17 protein-coding genes and 1 pseudogene are annotated in these 20,471 nt (G+C 69.5%); 5 read left to right on the top strand and 13 right to left on the bottom strand.

Translation table 11 applies throughout. The features are described from left to right. Positions 1 to 3: 3 nt before the first annotated feature. The 7 genes from EV647_RS13855 to EV647_RS13825 form a co-directional block, all read right to left on the bottom strand. The gene (locus EV647_RS13855) at positions 4 to 1,152 is read right to left on the bottom strand and encodes a VWA domain-containing protein (RefSeq protein ID WP_134002760.1); all 1,149 of its coding nucleotides are present in this window, start codon (positions 1,150 to 1,152) and stop codon (positions 4 to 6) included. Further along, the gene (locus tag EV647_RS13850) at positions 1,149 to 3,317 is read right to left on the bottom strand and encodes a DUF5682 family protein (protein ID WP_134002758.1); all 2,169 of its coding nucleotides are present in this window, start codon (positions 3,315 to 3,317) and stop codon (positions 1,149 to 1,151) included. The genes EV647_RS13855 and EV647_RS13850 overlap by 4 nt, the downstream gene beginning before the upstream one ends. Further along, positions 3,314 to 4,396: an AAA family ATPase gene (locus EV647_RS13845; protein WP_134002756.1), complete on the bottom strand. Its 1,083-nt coding sequence runs from the start codon at positions 4,394 to 4,396 to the stop codon at positions 3,314 to 3,316. Before EV647_RS13845 ends, EV647_RS13850 begins: the two co-directional genes overlap by 4 nt. 115 nt (positions 4,397 to 4,511) lie before the next feature. Then, positions 4,512 to 5,915, bottom strand: a complete 1,404-nt coding sequence (locus EV647_RS13840) for a DUF5691 domain-containing protein (protein ID WP_134002754.1) — start codon at positions 5,913 to 5,915, stop codon at positions 4,512 to 4,514. Then, positions 5,912 to 7,210: an SWIM zinc finger family protein gene (locus tag EV647_RS13835; RefSeq protein WP_134002752.1), complete on the bottom strand. Its 1,299-nt coding sequence runs from the start codon at positions 7,208 to 7,210 to the stop codon at positions 5,912 to 5,914. Before EV647_RS13835 ends, EV647_RS13840 begins: the two co-directional genes overlap by 4 nt. Before the next feature lie 450 nt (positions 7,211 to 7,660). Continuing rightward, positions 7,661 to 10,198, bottom strand: a complete 2,538-nt coding sequence (locus EV647_RS13830) for an MFS transporter (protein ID WP_238177193.1) — start codon at positions 10,196 to 10,198, stop codon at positions 7,661 to 7,663. 285 nt (positions 10,199 to 10,483) lie between these two features. Next, positions 10,484 to 11,335, bottom strand: a complete 852-nt coding sequence (locus EV647_RS13825; RefSeq protein WP_166680317.1) for a LysR substrate-binding domain-containing protein — start codon at positions 11,333 to 11,335, stop codon at positions 10,484 to 10,486. Between the two features lie 88 nt (positions 11,336 to 11,423). Here EV647_RS13825 and EV647_RS13820 point away from each other — a divergent pair, with 88 nt between their 5' ends. Next, positions 11,424 to 12,323, top strand: a complete 900-nt coding sequence (locus EV647_RS13820) for a TIGR03564 family F420-dependent LLM class oxidoreductase (protein WP_134002748.1) — start codon at positions 11,424 to 11,426, stop codon at positions 12,321 to 12,323. 3 nt (positions 12,324 to 12,326) lie between these two features. After that, positions 12,327 to 13,424: a serine hydrolase gene (locus tag EV647_RS13815; RefSeq protein ID WP_134002746.1), complete on the top strand. Its 1,098-nt coding sequence runs from the start codon at positions 12,327 to 12,329 to the stop codon at positions 13,422 to 13,424. Between the two features lie 22 nt (positions 13,425 to 13,446). On the opposite strand, the gene EV647_RS13810 is transcribed toward EV647_RS13815, so the two are convergent. Beyond that, positions 13,447 to 13,629: a hypothetical protein gene (locus EV647_RS13810; RefSeq protein ID WP_134002744.1), complete on the bottom strand. Its 183-nt coding sequence runs from the start codon at positions 13,627 to 13,629 to the stop codon at positions 13,447 to 13,449. A gap of 150 nt (positions 13,630 to 13,779) precedes the next feature. Here EV647_RS13810 and EV647_RS13805 point away from each other — a divergent pair. Further along, positions 13,780 to 14,249, top strand: a pseudogene (locus EV647_RS13805) (DNA polymerase ligase N-terminal domain-containing protein). Here EV647_RS13805 and EV647_RS13800 read toward each other — a convergent pair. From EV647_RS13800 to EV647_RS13780, 5 genes are all read right to left on the bottom strand, one after another. After that, positions 14,250 to 14,897, bottom strand: coding sequence for a nitroreductase family protein (locus EV647_RS13800; protein ID WP_202876161.1), 648 nt, complete (start codon positions 14,895 to 14,897; stop codon positions 14,250 to 14,252). Between the two features lie 13 nt (positions 14,898 to 14,910). Continuing rightward, the gene (locus EV647_RS13795) at positions 14,911 to 15,870 is read right to left on the bottom strand and encodes a penicillin-insensitive murein endopeptidase (protein ID WP_134002742.1); all 960 of its coding nucleotides are present in this window, start codon (positions 15,868 to 15,870) and stop codon (positions 14,911 to 14,913) included. A 79-nt stretch (positions 15,871 to 15,949) separates the two neighbouring features. After that, complete coding sequence (locus tag EV647_RS13790; RefSeq protein ID WP_134002740.1) at positions 15,950 to 16,567, bottom strand: L-threonylcarbamoyladenylate synthase; 618 nt, start codon at positions 16,565 to 16,567, stop codon at positions 15,950 to 15,952. 11 nt (positions 16,568 to 16,578) lie between these two features. Next, positions 16,579 to 16,983, bottom strand: a complete 405-nt coding sequence (locus EV647_RS13785) for a class F sortase (protein WP_238177191.1) — start codon at positions 16,981 to 16,983, stop codon at positions 16,579 to 16,581. A gap of 242 nt (positions 16,984 to 17,225) precedes the next feature. After that, positions 17,226 to 18,041 (bottom strand): DUF4397 domain-containing protein, encoded by an 816-nt coding sequence (locus tag EV647_RS13780; protein ID WP_238175451.1) that lies wholly within the window; start codon positions 18,039 to 18,041, stop codon positions 17,226 to 17,228. Positions 18,042 to 18,271: 230 nt separating this feature from the next. Here EV647_RS13780 and EV647_RS13775 point away from each other — a divergent pair, with 230 nt between their 5' ends. Together EV647_RS13775 and EV647_RS13770 are read left to right on the top strand one after the other, a co-directional pair. Continuing rightward, positions 18,272 to 18,988, top strand: coding sequence for a hypothetical protein (locus tag EV647_RS13775; protein ID WP_134002734.1), 717 nt, complete (start codon positions 18,272 to 18,274; stop codon positions 18,986 to 18,988). Positions 18,989 to 18,992: 4 nt separating this feature from the next. Then, positions 18,993 to 20,471, top strand: a complete 1,479-nt coding sequence (locus tag EV647_RS13770) for an MFS transporter (protein ID WP_134002732.1) — start codon at positions 18,993 to 18,995, stop codon at positions 20,469 to 20,471.

Raw genomic sequence — 20,471 nt, 5'->3', positions numbered from 1 at the left:
CTCTCAGGTGATGTTGGTCGCCGCCCAGCCGGCGACGTCTTCGTGGCGGATGGCAGCGGCCATCAGGTCAGGAAACTTGTCCGGTGTGCAGGCGAACGTCGGTACGCCGAGCTCCGCCAGCGCGGCCGCGTTCTCGGCGTCGTACGACGGCGTACCCGAGTCCGCGAGCGCCAGCAGAGCAATCACTTGTACGCCGGACTCCACCAAAGAACGCGCCCGACGCAACATCTCTTCCCGGACTCCGCCTTCGTAGAGATCCGAGATCAGCACGAGCACGGTCTCGGCCGGTTTCGTGACCAGCTCCTCGCAGTACGCGAGCGCCCGGTTGATGTCCGTCCCACCGCCCAGCTGCGTCCCGAACAGTACGTCGACCGGGTCCTCGAGCTGATCGGTCAGGTCCACGACCGCGGTGTCGAACACAACCAGCGAGGTCCGCAACGTCCGGATCGACCCGAGCACCGCACCGAACAGCGACGCGTACACAACGGACTCCGCCATCGACCCCGACTGGTCGATCGCCAGCACGATGTCTCGCTGCACACTGTGATTGCGTCGCGCGTACCCGACCAGCCGGTCCGGCACGATCGTCCCGAGCGTCGGCGAGAAATGCTTGAGGTTCGCCCGGATCGTCCGGTCCCAGTCGATGTCCGAATGCCGCGGGCGCGCGGTCCGCCCGGCCCGATCGAGTGCACCGGTCACCGCAGCCCGCGTCCGTTCCGCGAGCCGTGCCTCGAGCTCGGCCACCACCCGGCCGACCACGTCCCGCGCGGTCTGCTTGGTCTCCTCCGGCATGACCTCGTTGAGCGCGAGCAACGTGGACACGAGATGTACGTCGGGCTCGACCGCGCCCAGCAACTCCGGTTCCATCAACATCCGCGTGATCCCGAGCCGCTCGACCGCGTCCCGCTGCATCACCTGTACGACGGTGCTCGGGAAGTACTGCCGGATGTCGCCCAACCACCGGGCCACCCGCGGCGCCGACGCACCCAACCCGGACGACCGTTGCGTCCCCGACTCCCCCTCCCCGGCGTCGTACAACGCGGCCAACGCCGCATCGACGGACCGGTCCTCGGCCGACAACGTCGTACCCGTCTCCTCCTCGGCCTCACCGCCCAGGACCAGCCGCCAGCGACGCAGACGCTCGTCACTCATGAGACCCCCAGCAACTGGGCAACCACCGGCAACGCGGTCGCCGCCAACTCAGCGTCCAGCTCGTCGTCGTCAGCAACTACCAACGACGCCGGATCGCTGAGCACCCGCGCCCGCGCGCCGATCGAGCGTCGCTCCGGGGCCGCGAAGGTGCCGAACGTACGCCGTAGCAACGGCAGAACCTCCACGAACGCATCGTCCGGGATCGCCGCCAGCCACCCGTCCACCATCGCCAGCAGCCGCTCGTCGTGCACCAGCAACAACCCGCCACCGGCCAGGAAGCCCTCGACGTACCCGGCCGCGTCCGCCGTCGGCGTACCAGGTGACAGCGAACGCCCGAGCCGCAACGCGACCTCGTGATCCGGCAACCGCGACGTGTCCAGCATCAACCGCGTCAACCGCCCACGGATCAATGGCGGCACCGAGGTCCGATCGCTCAACCCCTGCAGCGTGTTCAGCCACTCCGACCGCACGTCCTCGGCCAGCAGCACGGTCGCGTCCTGCACCCCGTCAATCAGTTCCTGTACGGCGGCGGCCGCATCCGGATCCAGCCCGTGAACCGTCCGCGCGAGACCCGCACACACCCGCGACACCATCCGCCCCGCGACCGCGGCCAATCCGGCCGTGTCGGTCCCGCGTACATCGCCGTACCGCGAGGCTCGTGCGAGCGCGGGCAGTGCCGCCATCAGATGCCCGACGTCGGCATCGGCTGCCGCGCGGGTGTCGATACCTTGAAGCAGCGGCGGGAGCGCCTCCGCGAGGTCGGCGAGGAGCGATTTCTCCAACGCAGCGGTGACATCGGCCAGTGTCGGCGAGTCCGCGGACTTCAGCATCACGGACGTCGCAGCGCCGAGCACCGTCGTACCGTGAGCGCCCGCGGCCACCAGCTCGACCTCCAGGCCGGGGTCCCAGGCCAGCCGCCACATCTCCCGGAACGTGCCCTGCGCCCGCCGCTCGTCGGCGGCCGGAACACCCCAGTGCACGCCGAGAATCCGCAACCGGTGCAGGAGTCTGGACTTCTCCAGGTCGTTCGACTTCCGCAGGTCGAGCTCGATCACCCGCTCGGCCGCGTCCCGCTTCATCCGCAGCCGCCGCGCCTGCGCCGCCAGATCCGCCGCCACCGGTGCCTGCGGCGTCTCACTCGGCACGGATCCGAGCAGCTCACCGACAACCGCCTCGCGCGTCACGAGATCCAGCAGTACGTCGTTCCCGCCGCAGAGCACCGCCCGTGTAGCCTCGGTCACCTCGCTCAACCCGGCGAGCGGACGTTCGCGCAACGCCGCCAACGTATCCGCGAGCCGCACTGCCTCGATGACGTGCGCGCTGGACACCGGCAGGTCCTCGTTGCGCAGCACTTGCGCCACTTTGGAGAGCCAACGGGTCGTGATCTGGTCGGGCGCGGTGAACAGGTGGTGGTACCAACCGGGTGAGGTGATGCCGGCGCCGTACCCGCTCGCCGCCGCCAGCCGACCGTGCGTCCACGGCACCCAGGTGCAGGCGACCTTTCGCTTCGGCAAGCCCTTCAGGATCCGCGCGTCGTGTGTTGCTGGAGGCAACGGTAGTTCCAGAGCAGGCACGTGCCAGGCGCCGCAGACCACCGCAATGCGCTCGAATCCGTCCCGAATCGCCTTCCGCAGAACGGTTCGCATGTAGGCCTCGCGTTGCGCCTCGCGACCGGTCGTCTCCTCGCCGTGCCGCAGCTCCCGCATCGCGTCGGCGATCACCGTGAACGGCTCGGCGCCACCGCGCCGCGACTCGATCACGTCGTCCCACCAGCGCTCGGGATCGTCGTACCCGCCCGCCTCCGCGAGCGTCTTGAGCGGATCCATCGATACCGACCGCCCACCCGAGGAGCCGAACTGCTGCGCCGCCGGCAGATCGCAGAAGCGCACCGGCACGCCGGCTGCCAGGCCGTACCTGATCGCCTGCCACTCCGGGCTGAACACTGCGAACGGCCAGAACGCCGCCCGTGTCGAGTCGTCCACCGCATACGCGAGCAGCGCAACCGGCGGTTCCATCTCCGCAGAGGCAGCCAGCTCGACGATCTTGTCGGCCTCCGGTGGCCCCTCGATCAGGACGACATCAGGCTGGAGCTCGGCCAGCGCGGCCGCCACCGCGCGCGCCGACCCCGGCCCGTGATGCCGGATCCCGAGCAGGTGAACGGTCATCCGGAAATCTCTCGGCAGGCCCGGTAGAACGGCGCCCAGTCGTCCCGCTCCCGGACGACGGTTTCGAGGTACTCCGACCACACGACGCGGTCCGCGGATGGGTCCTTGACCACCGCGCCGAGAATGCCGCCGGCCACGTCCGTCGGACGCAGTACGCCGTCGCCGAAGTGAGCCGCGAGCGCGAGACCGCCGGTGACGACGCTGATCGCCTCCGCGGTGGACAGCGTTCCGGACGGCGACTTGACCGCCGTACGGCCGTCCTCGGTCCGGCCGGAGCGGAGCTCGCGGAAGATCGTGACCACGCGGCGGATCTCCTCCAGCGCATCGTCCGGCTGCGGCAGCTCGAGTGCCGAGCCGAGCTGGGACACCCGGCGCGAGACGATCTCCACCTCGTCCTCGGCGGAATCGGGCAGCGGCAGTACGACGGTGTTGAAGCGCCGGCGGAGCGCGCTGGACAGTTCGTTGACGCCCTTGTCGCGATCGTTGGCGGTGGCAATGACGTTGAATCCCTTACGAGCCTGGACTTCCGTGGCCAGCTCGGCGATCGGGAGCGCCTTCTCGGACAGGATCGTGATCAGCGCGTCCTGGACGTCGGACGGCATCCGGGTCAGCTCCTCGATCCGGGCGATCTTCGCCTCGGTCATCGCGCGCTGCACCGGGCTCGGCACGAGTGCCGCCTCACTGGGGCCCTGGGCAATCAACTGGGCGTAGTTCCAGCCGTACCGGATCGCTTCCTCCGCGGTGCCCGCCGTACCTTGCACGAGCAGCGTCGAGTCGCCGCTGATCGCGGCCGCGAGGTGCTCGCTGACCCACGTTTTCGCCGTCCCCGGTACGCCGAGCAACAGCAGCGCGCGATCCGTCGCGAGGGTGGAGACCGCGACCTCGACCAGCCGCCGCGGGCCGACGTACTTCGGCGAGATCTCGGTGTCACCGGCCTTCCCACCGAGCAGGTACGTGACCACGGCGCTCGGGGACATCAGCCACGCCGGCGGTCGCGGCTTGTCGTCCGTCGCACGCAGCGCCTGCAGTTCGTCGGCATACTCCACTTCCGCGTGCGGGCGCAGTACCTCGCCGGTCATGGGGCCTCCTGGCCTGGACTGAGGAGCGTAGGGAGCGGAGCGACCGGAGCGACGAGGGAAGGCCAGGAGTCACAGCCCCATGACCCGCCGCGCCGGAGGCGTGGCATCAGTACTTTCATGTGAGCTCCTCGTACATTTCGCGGCGGAAGGTCAGGGTTTCGACGAGGCGGCGGAGCCAGGTGTCTTCCTCGCCGGTGGGTTGGCGGGTGATCGGATGGTCGAGTACGTCGGGCGGCGCGGCGCGGGCCGCGATACTGGCGAGTCGGGCCCAGGCGCGGTTGGTGCCGACCTTGGCCAACTGATCGAGGATCATGCTCGCGAGCGGAGCAGGCCACGGCACCGGCAACCCACCGACCAGCTCGGCAACGTCGACGTTCTTCCGCAGTACGTCGACCGCACTCGCCCACTCCTCCGGCGGCAACAACCGCAACAACTCGGCCGGACCACGACTGCCGGTATTCGATCCGGCCTGCAAGATGGCTCGCGACCACTCGACTGAGCTCTCACGTATGGCGGCCTCGGTCCAGGCTGACTGCAGCACTTCGACGGCGCATCCTTCGACGGGCGTCTGGAGCCAGGTGAGGTCCATTGCCTGCAAGGGCGTGTCGGCGACGATCTGGTGGAACCACCACGCGCGTTTCCCGACACCTTCCGGGTTCTGCGAGTCGAGGCCGTCACGCTCCATCGACTGGGTGAGACGCCGCGGAAGGTCGACGGCGAGCACGCCCTGACTGGGCAGGAGATGCGCGTGCAGGCGTTCCGTCATACGTACGCCGTACTGCGATCCCGGCAACCGTGCGAGCAGCCGCGCGGCCACCCGCCGTACCTCACGGGAACGGTCGTCGAGCGCGGACTCCAGGAACTCCTCGTCTGCCAGCGAGAGGTTGTCCGAGAGAAGGCCGAGGAAATCGGCCCGGGTGGCGGCGGCCTCGGTCGGCCAGGCCTCTTGGAGCGCGTCGCGTGCGGCGGCGGGATCTTGAGTGCGCGCGGCGCGCAACCAGGTACGGCGCTGGATCGCGTTGCCGTGCGTCCACAACTCCGGATCATTGCTCTCAGCAACCGCTGCGTGCAGGAATCGCCACTCCGGGTTGAGATCCGCGAGCCACCGCGCACGACGACCGGCTGCCGCGATGACGAGCGGACGGTACTCCGCACGGTTGCGCGCGTAGTCCGCCAACGCCGGCAAGTGCTCGGGCGGAACGCCCCAGCCGTGCGCGTCCGCCGTACGCAACCACTCGCCCAGCGCGGACGTCTGGAACCCGCTCAGCATCGCGGCCAACCGCCGAACCGCGTTCGCGCGCGGCAACGGCCGATCCTCACCGGGCGCGGCTGGAAGCGGCTCGAGATCGTGCAACGGCTTGCGTCCGGCCCGCTTGTACACGGTCGCCAGCGCAGCAGCGTCGAGCAGGTTGCCGTCGCCGAGACGCTCCTGGATGTGCTCGGGCAGCTCGTCGAAATGCGGCGGCCGCCGATCGGTGCCGAGCAACGCCGAGCTGACCAGCCCGTCCCAGCCCTTCACAAGATCACCGGCCGATCGCCGTGCCAGCAGGTCATCGGGCGGAGGCCGGCGCGGTTCCACTCACCGGCGACGGTCAGCGGGTCGCCCGCCGAGACCGCGAGCAGCTTCAACGCATCCCAGCCCGGCAGGATCTCCAGCCCGTCGCCGGCTTCGTCCACCAGCGCCCAGCCGTCGCCGTGCCGTGCGGGTCGGACGTCCTGCAGCACCAGCGGCCAGCGTTCGTTCCACGGATCGGCCGCGAGGGATTCGACGTACGACGCCAACGCCTCATGGACCGTCATTCCAGCGGGACGTGGTGCGGGCAGGCGCGGATCGGTCTGAGTCAGGAGAGCGCGCATCGGGAGAGCGCCGGGATAGAAGGAGAGCGCGCCGGGGACGTACTCACCCGGGCGGGCCGGAAGCGGGTCCAACGGGCGCCCGGCGGCCGCGAACGTGAGGATCAGGCCGATCCGGCCAGTCGTTGCCCCGCGCAACCACACACGGCGGACCGTGAGGCGCTCGTCCGGCTCGATCACGCGTCCGAGCACGAGCCAGTCGTCCTCGACCTTCTCGCCTTCCTCCCGTACGCGGGCCGTCTCCGTCGTCCAGCCGATCCGGCTCTGCACCGTGTCGGCGAGCGACGGCGGGAGCTCCGCGAGACGCCCGTGCGCCGCTACGACCAAGTGGACGAGGGACAGCTCTTCGAGGAGTTCACCCGGCCAGCCGTGACCACGTCCGACTACACCCGCTGCCCGACGTACCGCTCCTGCCACTCCTGGTGCCTGGGCGTCGACCATCCGCGCGGCGAGGCGGCTCAGCTCGGTGTACGCCCGCTGATCGAATCCGCCGAGGCCCTGCCGGACCTGGTCGTCCAACCACCCGGCCAACTCGGCCAGTCCCGCCGAGACCCGATCCGCGCGCCGGGCCGCCCGCTCCTGCGCGGCAATCGGGTCTGCGACCTCTCCGGGCTTCCGCTCCGGCCGCTCAGCGCGCTCGGCCCGCTGGTCGACCCAGCTCTTCACCCAGTCCGGCTCGTCGCCGGGCGACACCTCGTGCTTGGCCCAGAGCAGCAGCAGGCCGAGCGCGTGCTTGCACGGGAACTTCCGCGACGGACAGGAGCATTTGTACGCCGGGCCGCCGAGATCCACGACTGTCTGGTAGGGCTGCTTCCCACTGCCCTGGCACAGGCCCCAGACCGCACGATCCGTCGCACCGGCGCCTGACCACTTCTCGCCCCGAGCCAACCCCTGCCCAGCCTTCGCGGACGCAGGATCAGGCGCCAGCCCCACCACCTGCTCCACGTCCCACAACCCCACACCACTCCTTCACGCCCTACCCGAAGCATGCCACCCCCCACCGACACCCCACCCACCCCCCGCCCCACCTGCCCCCTTCCCCCAGAGTCCCGCCCTCTCACACGGACGCTTGCCCCCCCGCCTGGAGGGTTGCGCCCCGACTGGAGGGGCGCCCTCCGCGTGAAGGTTGCCCGCTCGACTGGAGGGTTGCCCCCTCGTATTTCCAGTGGGCAACCCTCCAAATGAGGGGATGCCCACCGAACCGGAGGGTTCGCCGCGGGGCTGCCAGTGCCCGCTTCGCCGCCGCATTTCGCTGGCTGACCCACGAGATGTGCGGGTTCCGGGGGCGGGCCGCCCGCATTTGGCGGGCTGACCCATGAGGTGTGGGGTTCTGGACTCTTAATGCGGGTGGGGAGCCCCGCAGTTGGTGGGTCATCAGGGAAAGGGGTGGGGCAGCCAGGGAAATGGGGGTCAGCCGAAGGGTTGGCGGGTGGGGAGGTCTTCGGGGTAGCCGTTGCCGGAGGCCTGTGCCGGGGTTGCCTCGTGGGTGGCCGGTGTGTGGGTTGGTGGGTGGGTGTGGTGGCCGGAGGTGTGGGCGGGCGGGGCGGTGGGGTGCGCCGGTCGGGCCGCGTCGTGTGCAGGTTCGTGGGTGAGTCGGGCCGTGTCGTGGGTTGGTGGGTGGGTGGATGGGGCCGCGTCGTGTGCCGGTTCGTGGGTGGGCCGGGCGGTGCCGTGCTCCGGTGCACCGTGGGGTGGGGTGTTGGCGAGGTTGTTGCGGACTGTGGTCAGGAGGCGGTGTTCTACGGCTTGCAGTTCGGTGATTCGGGTGCGGATTTCCTGTTCTGCGGCTCGAGCCTCCGCCAGGAGGTGGTCCGCCTCGGCCTGGGCCGTTGCGCGGAGGTGGTCGGATTCGGCGCGGGCGGTTTCGCGGAGGTGGTCGGCGGTGCGTTGGCTGGCGCTGAGGACGCTGAGCTCGTACCGGCGGAGTTCGTCGACCAGTTCACCCGCGGGGCGCTGGGCGTCGAGGATCGCCGCGGCCGGCTGCGGGATCCCGGCGTCCGGGAGAGTGCTCTCCAACTCGGCGATCTGCTGGTCCACCCGGGTGAACAGGTCCGCGACGTCGGTCCGCATCTGGCGGATCGTGTTCGCGGCGGCCTGCACTCGTTCGCTGGCCTCGCGCTCGCGTTCACGCGCCGTACGCTCCGCCGACGTGATCACGTCGAGCGCAACCACCGCAGCCCGCTCAGCCGGATCGTCATTCGTCTCCCGGTACGACGCCACGCCCGAACCGGCCGTCTCGTCGGCCGTGTCAGCGGCCGTGTCATCGGCCGACGGGCGTATCGCGACGGTTCGGCGGAGGGGGACTTCGCGGATGAACAGGACCGCCAGGAGGCTCACCACGGCAGCCCCGGCGGCGATCACGAAGATCCGCCCGGTGGCGTCGCCGTACGCGTGCCGCACGATCTCCTGGACCGGCCCCGGCAGCGCGTTCACGTCCAGCAAACTCCCCGAACCGCCCTGCGCCGCGGCTGCCGCCCCAGGCCCGAGTTCGCGCAGATGCTCCGTGATCAAGTCGGTAACCCGCGTAGCCAGGATCGCCCCCAGCACCGACACCCCAACCGCACCGCCAAGACTCCGGAAGAACGTGACCGACGCACCAGCGGCCCCGACCTCGCTGACGTCGACGGTGTTCTGCACCGCGAGCACCAGGTTCTGCATCGACATGCCCATCCCGATGCCCATGGCAAGCATCCCGAGCCCGACATACCAGTACGGCGACGTGTGGTCGATCGTCCCGAGCAACCCGAGCCCTGCGGTCAGGAACAACGCGCCGATCACCAGGTACCGCTTCCACTTCCCGAACCGGGTGATCAACTGACCCGACCCGACCGATCCGAGGAACGACCCGAACATCATCGGGATGGTCAGCAACCCGGCCTCGGTCGCGCTGTACCCGCGGGCCACCTGGAAGTACTGACCCAGGAACACCGCGCTCCCGAACATCCCCATCCCGACCGCCACGCTCGCGAGGATCGCCAGCGCCGTCGTCCGTTCCCGGACGACGCGCATCGGCACGAGCGGCTCGGCCGCGTGCACCTCGACGACCACGGCCAGGATCGCGAGCACCGCCGTACCGCCCAGATAGGCGCCCGTCTGCCACGACCACCACGGGAAGTGTTCGCCCGCGAACGAGACCCAGATCAGCGGCAGGCTGGCCGCGCCCGCGATCAGCACGGCGCCGAGGTAGTCCATCTTGACCTTGCGCTTCATCACCGGCAGGTGCAGGAACCGCTGCAGGACGATCAGCGACAGTACGGCGAGCGGCACGCACACGTAGAAGCACCACCGCCATCCGAGCCATGAGGTGTCGACGATGACCCCGCCGACGAGCGGTCCGCTGACGGTCGCGAGCGCCATCACGGCGCCCATGTACCCGGAGTACCGACCCCGCGACCGCGGTGGGATCGCGGCGCCGATGATCGCCTGCGCGAGCGCCATCAGCCCGCCCATCGCGATCCCCTGCAGAACCCGCGATCCGATCAGGAACGGCACGTTGTGCGAGGCGCCGGCCAACACCGAGCCGGTGACGAACATGATGATCGCGAGCTGCACGAGCAGCTTCTTGCTCATCAGGTCGGACAGCTTGCCCCAGACCGGCGTGGACACGGTCATCGCGAGCAGGCTGGCCGTGACCACCCACGTGTACTGCGTCTGGGTGCCTTCGAGGTCCGCGATGATCGTCGGCAGCGCGTTACTGACGATCGTCGAACTGAGGACCGCGGTGAACAGCGCGGCGAGCAGCCCGGCGAGGATCTCCAGGATCTCGCGGTGCGAGAGCTCGGGGTCGTCGGCGGATGGGGTGGCAGGCGGCGGTGCGGACGGCGCGGGGTCGGGGTCGCCGGCGGCGTACCGCGAGCGGTACCGGGGCGGCGTCGGGTCGCCAGGTGTGGAGCCGGCAGGTGTGGAGTCGGCGGCGGGTGTGGCCGGGGAGGCCTGGGTGGCAGACATCAGATTCCGTTTCGTACGGCGGGAACGCGAACGACCGGAGCAGCGGGTGTGCTGCTCCGAGGCGGAAACGGCCGGCGATGCCCTCACCCGACCTGACTATTTGGTTGCGACTACCAACTTTAATCCCGCACCGTCAGCAACCGTTCACCGGGAGCCACGAAACGCCGGTTCGGCGCATTATGAGACGGGACCTCCTCGGAACGCGATTTCCAACGTACGATCCGGTGCTTGTTGAGTGATCAACACCCGGCCTCCGGCGGAGCTGTCAGGGCCCGCCGGAGGTCTTCAGCCGAAGGCGGCCACCAGTCCGTCGACACACTCGGCGGTCGGTCCCGGCCCGACGACCAACTGCCCCGGCGCACTCAGCGGCGGCGCGAGCGGTCCCATCCAGAGCGCGCCCTCGGCGGCCTCACAGGCCGTGCCGTAGACGACGGTCCACGCCGGCGATCCGGTCGACATCTCGACGATCGCGGCCTCGAAATCGTCTGCGGGCCGGCCCATCCTCGGCTCGAAACCGGCCGCCCGGCAGGCGGCAGTCAACTCGTCCCGCAACCACTGGTCGGACGGCAGCCGGAGCGGCAGATCAGCCAGGTCGATCAGCTTGACGCCGTCGTCGGTCCGGTAGGACGACGGGAGCAGGACGGACAGCGGATCGCGCCAGAGCTCGATCACCCGCAGATCGGCGGCGGCCACGTCACCGCGGACGAACGCGAAGTCCAACTCGCCGGCCCGCAACGCCGTGAGGTACTCGGCCGTGGACCCCGAGGTGAGTCGGAGGTCGAGATCCGGCGTCTGGGCTCGAAGGGCCGCGAGCCCACGCTCCAGCCGGTCCCGGAGCCCAGGCGCTGTACCGATCCGCAGTACGCCGGAATGCCCGGAGGCAAGCTCCGCAGCCACCTCGCCGGCCCGATCCGCGGCGGACAGGACCGCCCGTGCCTCGCGCAGCATCCGCTCCCCGTCGCCGGTCAGCCGGACATGCCGCGAGGAACGGTCGAGGAGCTGCAGACCGAGCTCGCGTTCGAGCCGGGCGACCTGCTGGCTGACGGCCGGCTGCACGATGTTGAGCCGCTCGGCGGCCCGGCCGAAGTGCAGTTCTTCGGCGACGGTCACGAAGTACCGCAGTTGCCGCAGCTCCATCGGACACCCCCGGCGATCACGATTCCTTATCGCTGCACAGCGTAACTGCGTCTGGGTCGGCAGCCTCCGGACCCGTTGACTGGTGGACATGAGGATCGGACTGTGGATCGACGAAGAGGGCCAGACTGTTGACGAGATCGGGGCCGCCGCGAAGGCCGCCGAGGACGCGGGCATCGACCGGATCTGGTTCAGCCAGCGGCTCGGGTGGGACGCGCTGACGCTGATCGCGGGTGTCGCGCCGTACACCTCGACCATCGGGTACGCCGTCGGCGTCGTGCCGGTGTACCCGCGGCATCCGCTGGCGCTTGCGGCGCAGGCGCTCAGCGTCCAGGTACTGACCGGCAACCGCTTGACGCTCGGCGTCGGCTCGAGCCATCCGCACGTGGTCGAAGGCATGCTCGGCCTGTCGATGGACCGCCCCGCGGCGTACGTCCGTGAGTACGTCGAGGCGCTCGGCCCACTGCTGGCCGGTGAGGCCACCGACTACGTGGGCGAGCGGCTGACTGCCCGCGGACACATCGACATCACCGGCGCGGAGACGCCCGAGCTCATCCTGGCCGCGCTCGGTCCGCGGATGCTGAAGACGGCCGGTGAACTGACCGCCGGTACGACGACCAGCTGGGCGGGTCCTGAGGTGATCGAGAACTTCATCCGCCCCACGATCGACCGGGCCGCGACCGCGGCGGGACGGCCCGAGCCGCAGGTGATCGCGGGTGTCTGCACCGCGGTCACGGACGACCCGGACGCGACCCGGCAGTGGATCCACGACCAGTTCGGGGCAGCCGGCGACATGCCGGCGTACCGGGCCGTGCTGGACCGCGGCGGTAAGGCGGGCCCGGCGGACACTGCGGTCCTCGGTGACGAGGAGACGGTGGCCAAGGAACTGCAGCGGTTCGCGGACGCCGGTACGACGGAATTCCTGGTCTGCCCGGTCGGGACCGACGCGGAGCGGGCACGCACGATCCAGTTCGCGCACGACTACGTTTGAGACGTGTCGAACGATCCGCCGCCACTCCGACGTACCCGCATGGAGCTTCAGGACGTGGTGCAGCGGCGGATCGACGAACTGGTGGAGACCGAGCTCGGCCTGCAGGTCGCGGTGTATCGACACGGCGAGCTCGTCGTCGACGCGGTGGCCGGCGACGGCGTGACGTCGGACACGCTGTACTTCGCCGCCTCCACCGGAAAGGGCGCGTCCGCGACGGTCGCCAATGTGCTGGTGGATCGCGGCGTACTCGACTACGACCAGCCGCTCGTCGAGATCTGGCCGGAATTCGGCGCGCACCGGAAAGACAAGGCGACGTTGCGGCACGTGCTGACGCATTCCGTCGGCCTGCCCGCATTACCGCCCGACACGACACGGAAAACGCTACCCGAGCAGGCAGAGCGCCTGGCCGCCGCGAAGCCGTGGTGGGAACCGGGCACGAAGATGACCTACCACGCGGAGACCTTCGGCCTGCTGGTCGGTGAGATCGTCCGCCGCGCGACCGGTCGGACGATGTCCGACGTACTGCGGGACATCGTGACGCCGCTCGGCCTGCAGGAAAACGTGTTCTTCGCGCTGCCGGTGGAGCAACGGCATCGGCTGGCCGAGCTCGTGGAGCCTGGCGGCGCCGAGGAGACGTTCGCGATGCTGGCCGGGATGTTCGAGCAGGTCGTGCCGCGGGCGATGCAGCCGCGGGCCGCCGTACTCAACCGGCCTGAGCAGCTCGCGATCGAGGACCCGTCGAGCGGGATCCTGAACGCTCGTGGGATCGCCAAGCTGTACGCCGGGTTGATCGGCGAGGTGGACGGGGTTCGGCTGGTCCGGCCGGAGGCGGTCCCGGTGATCACCGGACCGGCGCTGGTCGTGCAGGACGAACTGCTCGGCAACCCGGCGACGTTGGCGCTCGGCTACGCGATCGGCCGGCTCGGGTCGAGTGCGGAGGAGAGCCCGGCGTCGTTCGGCTGGCCGGGCACGGGTGGCAGTGTCGCGTGGGCCGACACGCGTTCGGGGGTCACGTTCGCGCTGACCAGGACGCTGTTCGATCCGACGGGGTCAGGGTCGGCGGTCGAGATCGGCAACCTGGTTGCGAAAACTCTTTGCTGAAACCTCTTGTTTGTAAAGGGATTCAGCTTCGGGATGCGCGGACGGAGCTCTGGTCGATCCAGACGAGATGGCCGTGGTGACTGACGAGAACCTCGTCGGTCCCGGCCGTCCCGGTCCGGCGACCCAGCTCCTGACCCGCGATCCAGCGTCCGCCGATGCGGATCTGGACGGCGAGCGGCCGCGCCGGTGAGGGGGCTACGGGCATGGGCACCTGCTTAGGGACAGGGGCGGATGATGGAGGAAGTTGTGGGGGCCGGTTTCCCAACCAGTCGCAAGCGTACAACCGCAACATGACAGACCGTTAGCCGTAACTCGAATTCGTCCGGGAGCCCCGTTGTCCAAACCCATCTTCGTCGTGCAGCTGCACGATGCCCGGCGGTTGCACTACGACGTGCGGCTCGAGGTGGACGGGGTGCTGAAGTCGTGGGCGGTGCCGCGCGGGCCGTCGCTGGATCCGATCGTGAACGGCTCGCGGTGTTCACCACGGACCACGATCTCGAGTACGCGTCGTACGAGGGGGTGCACCGCGACGCGCAGTACGGCAGCGGCGCCGTGATCGTCTGGGACGCCGGCGTCTACACGAACCTCACCCGCGACGACCGGCGGCAGCTGGTCGACCCGGCCGAGGCGATCGAACGCGGACACTTGAAGGTGCAACTGCACGGCGTCAAGCTGAACGGGGCCTGGGCTTTCACCCGTACCGGAGGCGACTGGCTGCTGGTCAAGGTGAAGGACGCCGACGCCGATCCGTCGCTGGACCTGACCGTCACCGAGCCCCGATCGGTTCTCAGCGGCCTCACCATCGAGGAGATGGCCGCCTCCTGATCACCAGCCGTCGATGTGCAGTACGTCGTCGAGCGGCTGCCGGGGCGCCGGCTTGAAGTTGGTGCCGATCGAGTACGCCGTCGGGATCAGCACCGTCTGGCGGATGTCCTCGGGCAGGCCGAGCAGCTCCCCGACCTCCTGCTCGTAGTTGAGGTGCAGCGTGGTCCACGCCGTACCGAGCCCGCGAGCCCGGGCGGCGAGCATGTAGTTCCACGCCGACGGGAGGATCGAACCCCACAGGCCGGCCTGGTTCCCCGCGGGCAGGTTCTTCGCCTGGAGACACGGGATCACCAGCACCGGGACCTGCCCCATCCGCTCGCCCAGGTACGCGACGCCGTCGCCGATCCGGCGCTGGATCGGCCCACGGACCGGATCGTCGGCGTACAGCTTCCCGGCCGCACCCGGACCCTCCAGGTACTTCTCCACCGCCCGGCGGTAGTACTCACCGACCGCGGCGCGCTTCTCGACGTCCGTGATCACCAGCCAGTGCCACGTCTGCCGGTTGCTCCCCGACGGGCCCTGCAACGCGATCTCGATGCACTCCCGGATCAGCTCCATCGGCACCGGCCGCTCGAGGTCGAGCCGCTTGCGGACGGTACGGGTCGTTGTCAGCAGCTCGTCGGGGTTCAGGTCGAGTGTGTAGGTCACGTGGACCAGTTTGTCAGCAGACGTAGGTGCTGTTCGGGTGGACCTTCTCGCAGTACCGGACGTGCAGGTGGTTGTCGTGGGCCGGCCAGTTCTGGGTCAAACCCTCACTGATCAGGGTCGGGTCGTTGAACCAGATGTACTTCACGTGCCCCGGCGCCGCGGCGCGAACGGCCTGGATGAGCTGACGAGTAGCCGCCCGGTCGTACGTCGAGGACTCCCAGGTGATCCGGCCCGCGGTGCATTGGGCGTTGTCGGTACGGATCGGCCAGATGTCGATGTCCATACCGTTGTCGTGGCTGGCGTGACCCGGGATGTCGCCACCGTGCTCGAACCCCGCATCGCCGTACGGGACCTTGCCCTGACCCGTGGACGCGAAGGAGCGGGCTGCGGCCTCCATCTGCGCCACAGGTGCAGCAGCTGCCCAGTTGGCCGCCGTACCGTTGCCGTCCGGGTCCTGGTCGCACAGGTTCGCAGTGAAGTCCGGGTAGTCGTAGTGCCAGGCCAGGTTGCGCCAGGTGATCGGGCCGGCGATGCCGTCCGCGCCGATCCCCGCGTGCGACTGGAAGGACACGACCGCGTCGCGGACCGCCGTACTGAACACACCGTCAATCGGGAGACTGAGGCGGCGCTTGGCGTTCAACTCGACCTGCAACGCCTTCACGGCGGCGTTGCTGTCGCCAGAACGAATAGTCGGCGCCAACGCGCCCCAGGTCTGCGGCCCGACGATCCCGTCGACCCCCAGCCCCTTGGCGGCCTGAAACGCCTTCACCGCGGTGACGGTGGTTGCGCCGAACACCCCGTCCGCGTCGACGGACTGCCCAGCGTGCTGCAGCAGGAACTGGATCGCCTGTACGTCGGCACCACGGTTACCGCTGCTCTGGGTCGGGAAGAAGGCGTTGGCGTAGGCCTGCGCCGACGCAGGCATCAGAGCCGTGACAAGCACAAGGGCCACAACAAGCAGAACACGACGCATGAGTCCCTCCGGGGCGGACGAGGAAACTAACTAACGCTCATCCGCCACGATCCGTCATGATCTTCCGGTCTGCAAGACCTCACTCGAAGGGGGTCGGGTCGCCGGAGCCGACGCGGACGACCTCGGGGACGTCGTCGGAGAAGTCGATGACGGTGGTCGGGTCGGTGCCGGCTTCGCCCTCGATGACTGCGTCGATCTGGTTGTCGAGCTCTTCCTTGATCTCCCAGCCCTGCGTCATCGGCTCCTCCTGGCCGGGGAGCAGCAGCGTGCTGGAGACCAGCGGCTCACCCAGCTCGGCGACCAGCGCCTGGGTGACGACATGGTCCGGGATGCGTACGCCGACGGTCTTCTTCTTCGGGTGCAGCAGCCGCCGCGGCACCTCTTTGGTGGCCGGCAGGATGAACGTGTAGCTGCCCGGCGTGGCCGCCTTGATCGAGCGGAAGACCGCGTTGCTGATGTGCACGAACTGGCCGAGCTGCGCGAAGTTCTCGCACACCAGCGTGAAGTGGTGCCGGTCGTCAAGGTTCCGGATCGTGCGGATCCGGTCGATTCCGTCCCGGTTGCCCAACTGGCAGCCGAGCGCGTAGCAGGAGTCGGTCGGGTACGCGATCAGCCCGTCCTCGCGCAGCAGGTCCACGACCTGTCCGATCGACCGCCGCTGAGGGTTCTCGGGATGGATGTCGAAATACCTGGCCATGACCGCCGAGCCTACTGCGCGAGCCCGATGGGCAGTGCGGTCACCACCAAGTTGTCCTCGTAGCCACCGCGCGACGCGTCGTACGCACCCGTGCAGGTGATCAGCACGAGACGCTGGTCGGTGGTCTGGTCGAACGCGCCGCTCTTCGTCGCGAGCGCGTCCTTCCGCACCGACACGACCGAGACGACCCGGTACGACGCCGTGTGCCCGGCCCCGTTCAGTACGACGACCTCACCGCGCCGTACGTCGAGCAACCGGGCGAAGAACCCGAGTCCCTCGGTCTTGGTGTCGACGTGTCCGGCGAGCACCACCGAGCCGAACGGATCACCCGCCTGGGCGCCGCCGTCCCACCAGCCGACGCGCTGCGCCTTGGAGGGCACCTGAAGCTGACCGGAGACGGTAGTTGCCGAAAGCACCGATGCGCTGGCTCCTCCGGGCAGCACGACCTGTTCCGGGACGAAACGGATGCGCTGGCTCGGCGCCGGCGTACCGACCCGTCCCGGTGGTGCGGATGTCGGAGCAGCCGGCTCAACTGCCGACGGCGTACCGCCGTGCTTGAAACTGACTGTGGTCGTGGGTGTAGGCGCCGCGCCGTCCGCCTCGGCCGAGCAGCCGGCCAAGGCGAGACAGCACAGCGCCGTACCTGCGAGTCGCCGGTTCAGCGACGGACCACCTTCCGGCCCGTGACGACCGCCACCCCGAGCGCGGCGAGGAACACCACGATCCAGAGGCCGGACTGGCCGGCGGGGCTCTGCGCCTGGTCGAGCCCCGCGGCCTGTCCGCCGGTTCCGGTGTTCACCTCGGCCGGCTTGGCCGACCCGGTGGCCGGAACCTTGATCGTGCCGAGCGCGACGGTCATGGTCTTCTGACTCGGAGCCCCGATCGCGAACACCCGGGTCAGGTACCCCGCCTGCACCGGCAGATCCAGCGGTCCGAGCACGACCGGCGACGTCGCACCGGTCGGCACGATGTCGACCTTGTACGTGCCCGCCGGAACGACGACGTCCAGGGATTCACCGTTCGCGACGTTCTCGAAAAGCACCTTTCCGTTCACCCGGATGTCAGCCGGACCGACCGCCGCATCGTGCGCGACCCGCAATCCGGCTTTGTCCTTCGGCACCGCGGTCAACTTGTTCGCGTATGTCGTGATCAGCGGCGCCCCGGTCGGCGACACCGGCTGATGAACAACGACGTCCAGGCTCGCGCCGGAACCCGCCGAAATCGCCCGCTGGATCACCACTTTCCCGTCCTGCCTGGCGGTGATCATGCGCTTGCCGGATGCGACCCCGAACGGTCCGACGAGCTTCCCGCCGGCCACCCCCTTGGCAACCTGACGCCCGTCGACGCTGATGTCCAGGACGCGGCCGGGCAGGCCCTGGACGAAGTACAGGTTGGCGCCCGCGGCCGCGTCGGCGGGTGCGCTGAGTAGTGCCGGTGCGGCCGCGATCAACACCGCGAGCAGCAGCGGAACCACCCTTCGAATTACCGGACCGTGAATTCTCGTAACATTCTCGCGCACTGTCCGGGATTGCCCGGACACGCTCCGTCTGCGCATTTCTTCTCCCCCTCGGAGTTCACCGGAAATTGTGAAACAAACGCCCGTCCCCTCCAATTGGGGCGTATCGTATGCGCAGGTCCGACCTGATCGCCAGGGGCAACGTTTCCGGCTTTGCGGCCAGGTCCTTTTTTGGGGGCGGTGGCTTCGTGTCAGGACGCGGGCGTACCGGGTGCCTGGCGGCGGTCGCGCTGGTGCTGGGGTACGGCGCGACCGTCGCCTGCTCGGACGGGTCCGCTGCTCCGGCCGCCCCGAGCCCGGGAATCGGCGGTTCGCGTCCGCCCGCGCCGGTCACCCCGACCTTCCGGACGACGGTCGCACCGAGCGCCGAGCAGCCCAAGCCGGGGATCAAGCTGACCGCCGTACCACGGGCGGACGGTTCGTTCGATGTCACCGAGAACGTGAGATTGCCCGCGGCCACGGACAGGGTGCCGCTGCAGTTGCCGGGCTCCGGTGCGAACCTTCCCGGAATGATGACCCCGACGACACCGCTGGTGACGGGCCTGAAGCTGGTCGCCGACGACAAGCCCGTGCCGCTCGAGAAGACCACGATCACCCGCGCGGACAACGTGCCGCTGTCCGTCCGCGCCACCAAGCTCCTGCTGACCTATCGGCTGTCGGGCTCGACGGTGCGCGCCACCCCGTCGCAGACGTCCCGGGCCGGCGCGGCCATTCGCCCTCTCACCGCGAGCGCCGCGAGCGCCCTGCCGACCGACATCACCATCACCAGCGGGCTGCTGAACGTGGTCTGCCCGTTGCTGGACGAGCCCCGGTGCGCTGTCGGCGATCCGCCCCACCTCACGGTCCGGCCCGGCATCCCGGCCGGCAAGGCCCTCGTCGTACTGCAGCTGAATCTGCCACGCTGACCCCATGAGTGATGAGCGGATCGCGCTGGGCACGGCGCGCGGCCGGTGGGTGCTGGCCGCCACCGCGCTGGGGTCGGGCATGGCATTCCTGGACGGGACCGTGGTCAACGTCGCGCTGCCGGCGATGGGCGAGGACCTGAACGCCGACATGGCCGGCCTGCAGTGGATCGTGAACGGCTACATGCTGATGCTGGCGTCGCTGGTGCTGCTCAGCGGTTCGCTCGGCGACCGGCTCGGACGGCGGCGGACGTTCGTCGCCGGGGTGATCTGGTTCGCCGCGGCCTCCGTCGTGTGCGCGATCGCGCCGAACCTCGAGGTGATGATCGCGGGCCGCGTCCTGCAAGGCATCGGCGGCGCGCTGCTGACCCCGGGCAGCCTGGCCATCCTGCAGACGACGTTCCAGCACTCCGATCGCGGTAAGGCGGTCGGTATGTGGTCCGGTCTCACCTCGGTCGCCGCGGCCGTCGGCCCGTTCGTCGGCGGCAGCCTGGTCGACAGCGGATCGTGGCAGCTGATCTTCCTGCTCAACGTACCGCTCGCGCTGGCGACCGTTCTGGTCACGCTCCGGCACGTTCCGGAGACCCGCGACGAGGAAGCCGCCGGCAAGCTCGACATCAACGGCGCGGTCCTCGCGACCGTCGGGCTCGCCGGCATCACGTACGGCCTGATCAGCGCCGGCGACCACGGTTTCGGCGACGCGACGGTCCTGACCAGCCTGGCGATCGGGGTCGTCGCCTTCGTGGCGTTCATCGAGGTGGAACGGCGCGGCTCGTACCCGATGCTGCCGTTGAACATCTTCGCCAACCGCCGCTTCACCGGCGCGAACCTGGTCACCGTCGCGGTGTACGGCGCCCTCGGTACGGCGACCTTCCTCGTCGTCGTCTACCTGCAGACCGCCCTGCACTACTCCGCCCTCTGGGCCGGCGCGTCCTTGCTCCCGATGACCTTACTCATGCTCGGCCTGTCCGGGTACGCCGGTGGTCTCGCGGACCGGATCGGCCCGCGCATCCCGATGACCGTCGGGCCGGCGCTGATGGCCGGCGGATTCCTGTTGATGCTGCGGATCGACACCGGCACCAGCTACTACACCGCCGTGCTGCCCGCCGTCGTTCTGCTCGGGCTCGGTCTCGTCGCGACCGTGGCGCCGCTGACCGCGACCGTGCTCTCGTCGGTCGAGGACCACCACGCGGGGATCGCGTCCGGGGTGAACAACGCGGTCGCCCGGTCGGCGCAGCTGATGGCGGTCGCGGCGATCCCGATGGCGGCCGGCATCACCGGCGACGCGTACCGCGATCCCGTTGCCTTCCACAACGGATTCGGCCACGCGTTGTGGATCTCCGCCGTCCTCGCGGCAGTCGGCGGCGTGATCGCGTGGGTGACCCTCGGCGATCGCGGCGTACCGCACAGGCACCACCTCGTGCACCACCACACGCACTGTGCGCTCGAGGCCCCGCCGTACGCCGACAGCCGCACGCCAAGCTGA

The sequence above is a fragment of the Kribbella sp. VKM Ac-2566 genome (genome assembly GCF_004366005.1).
GTDB lineage: Bacteria > Actinomycetota > Actinomycetes > Propionibacteriales > Kribbellaceae > Kribbella > Kribbella pratensis.
This window is presented reverse-complemented; position numbering and strand designations above follow the sequence as displayed.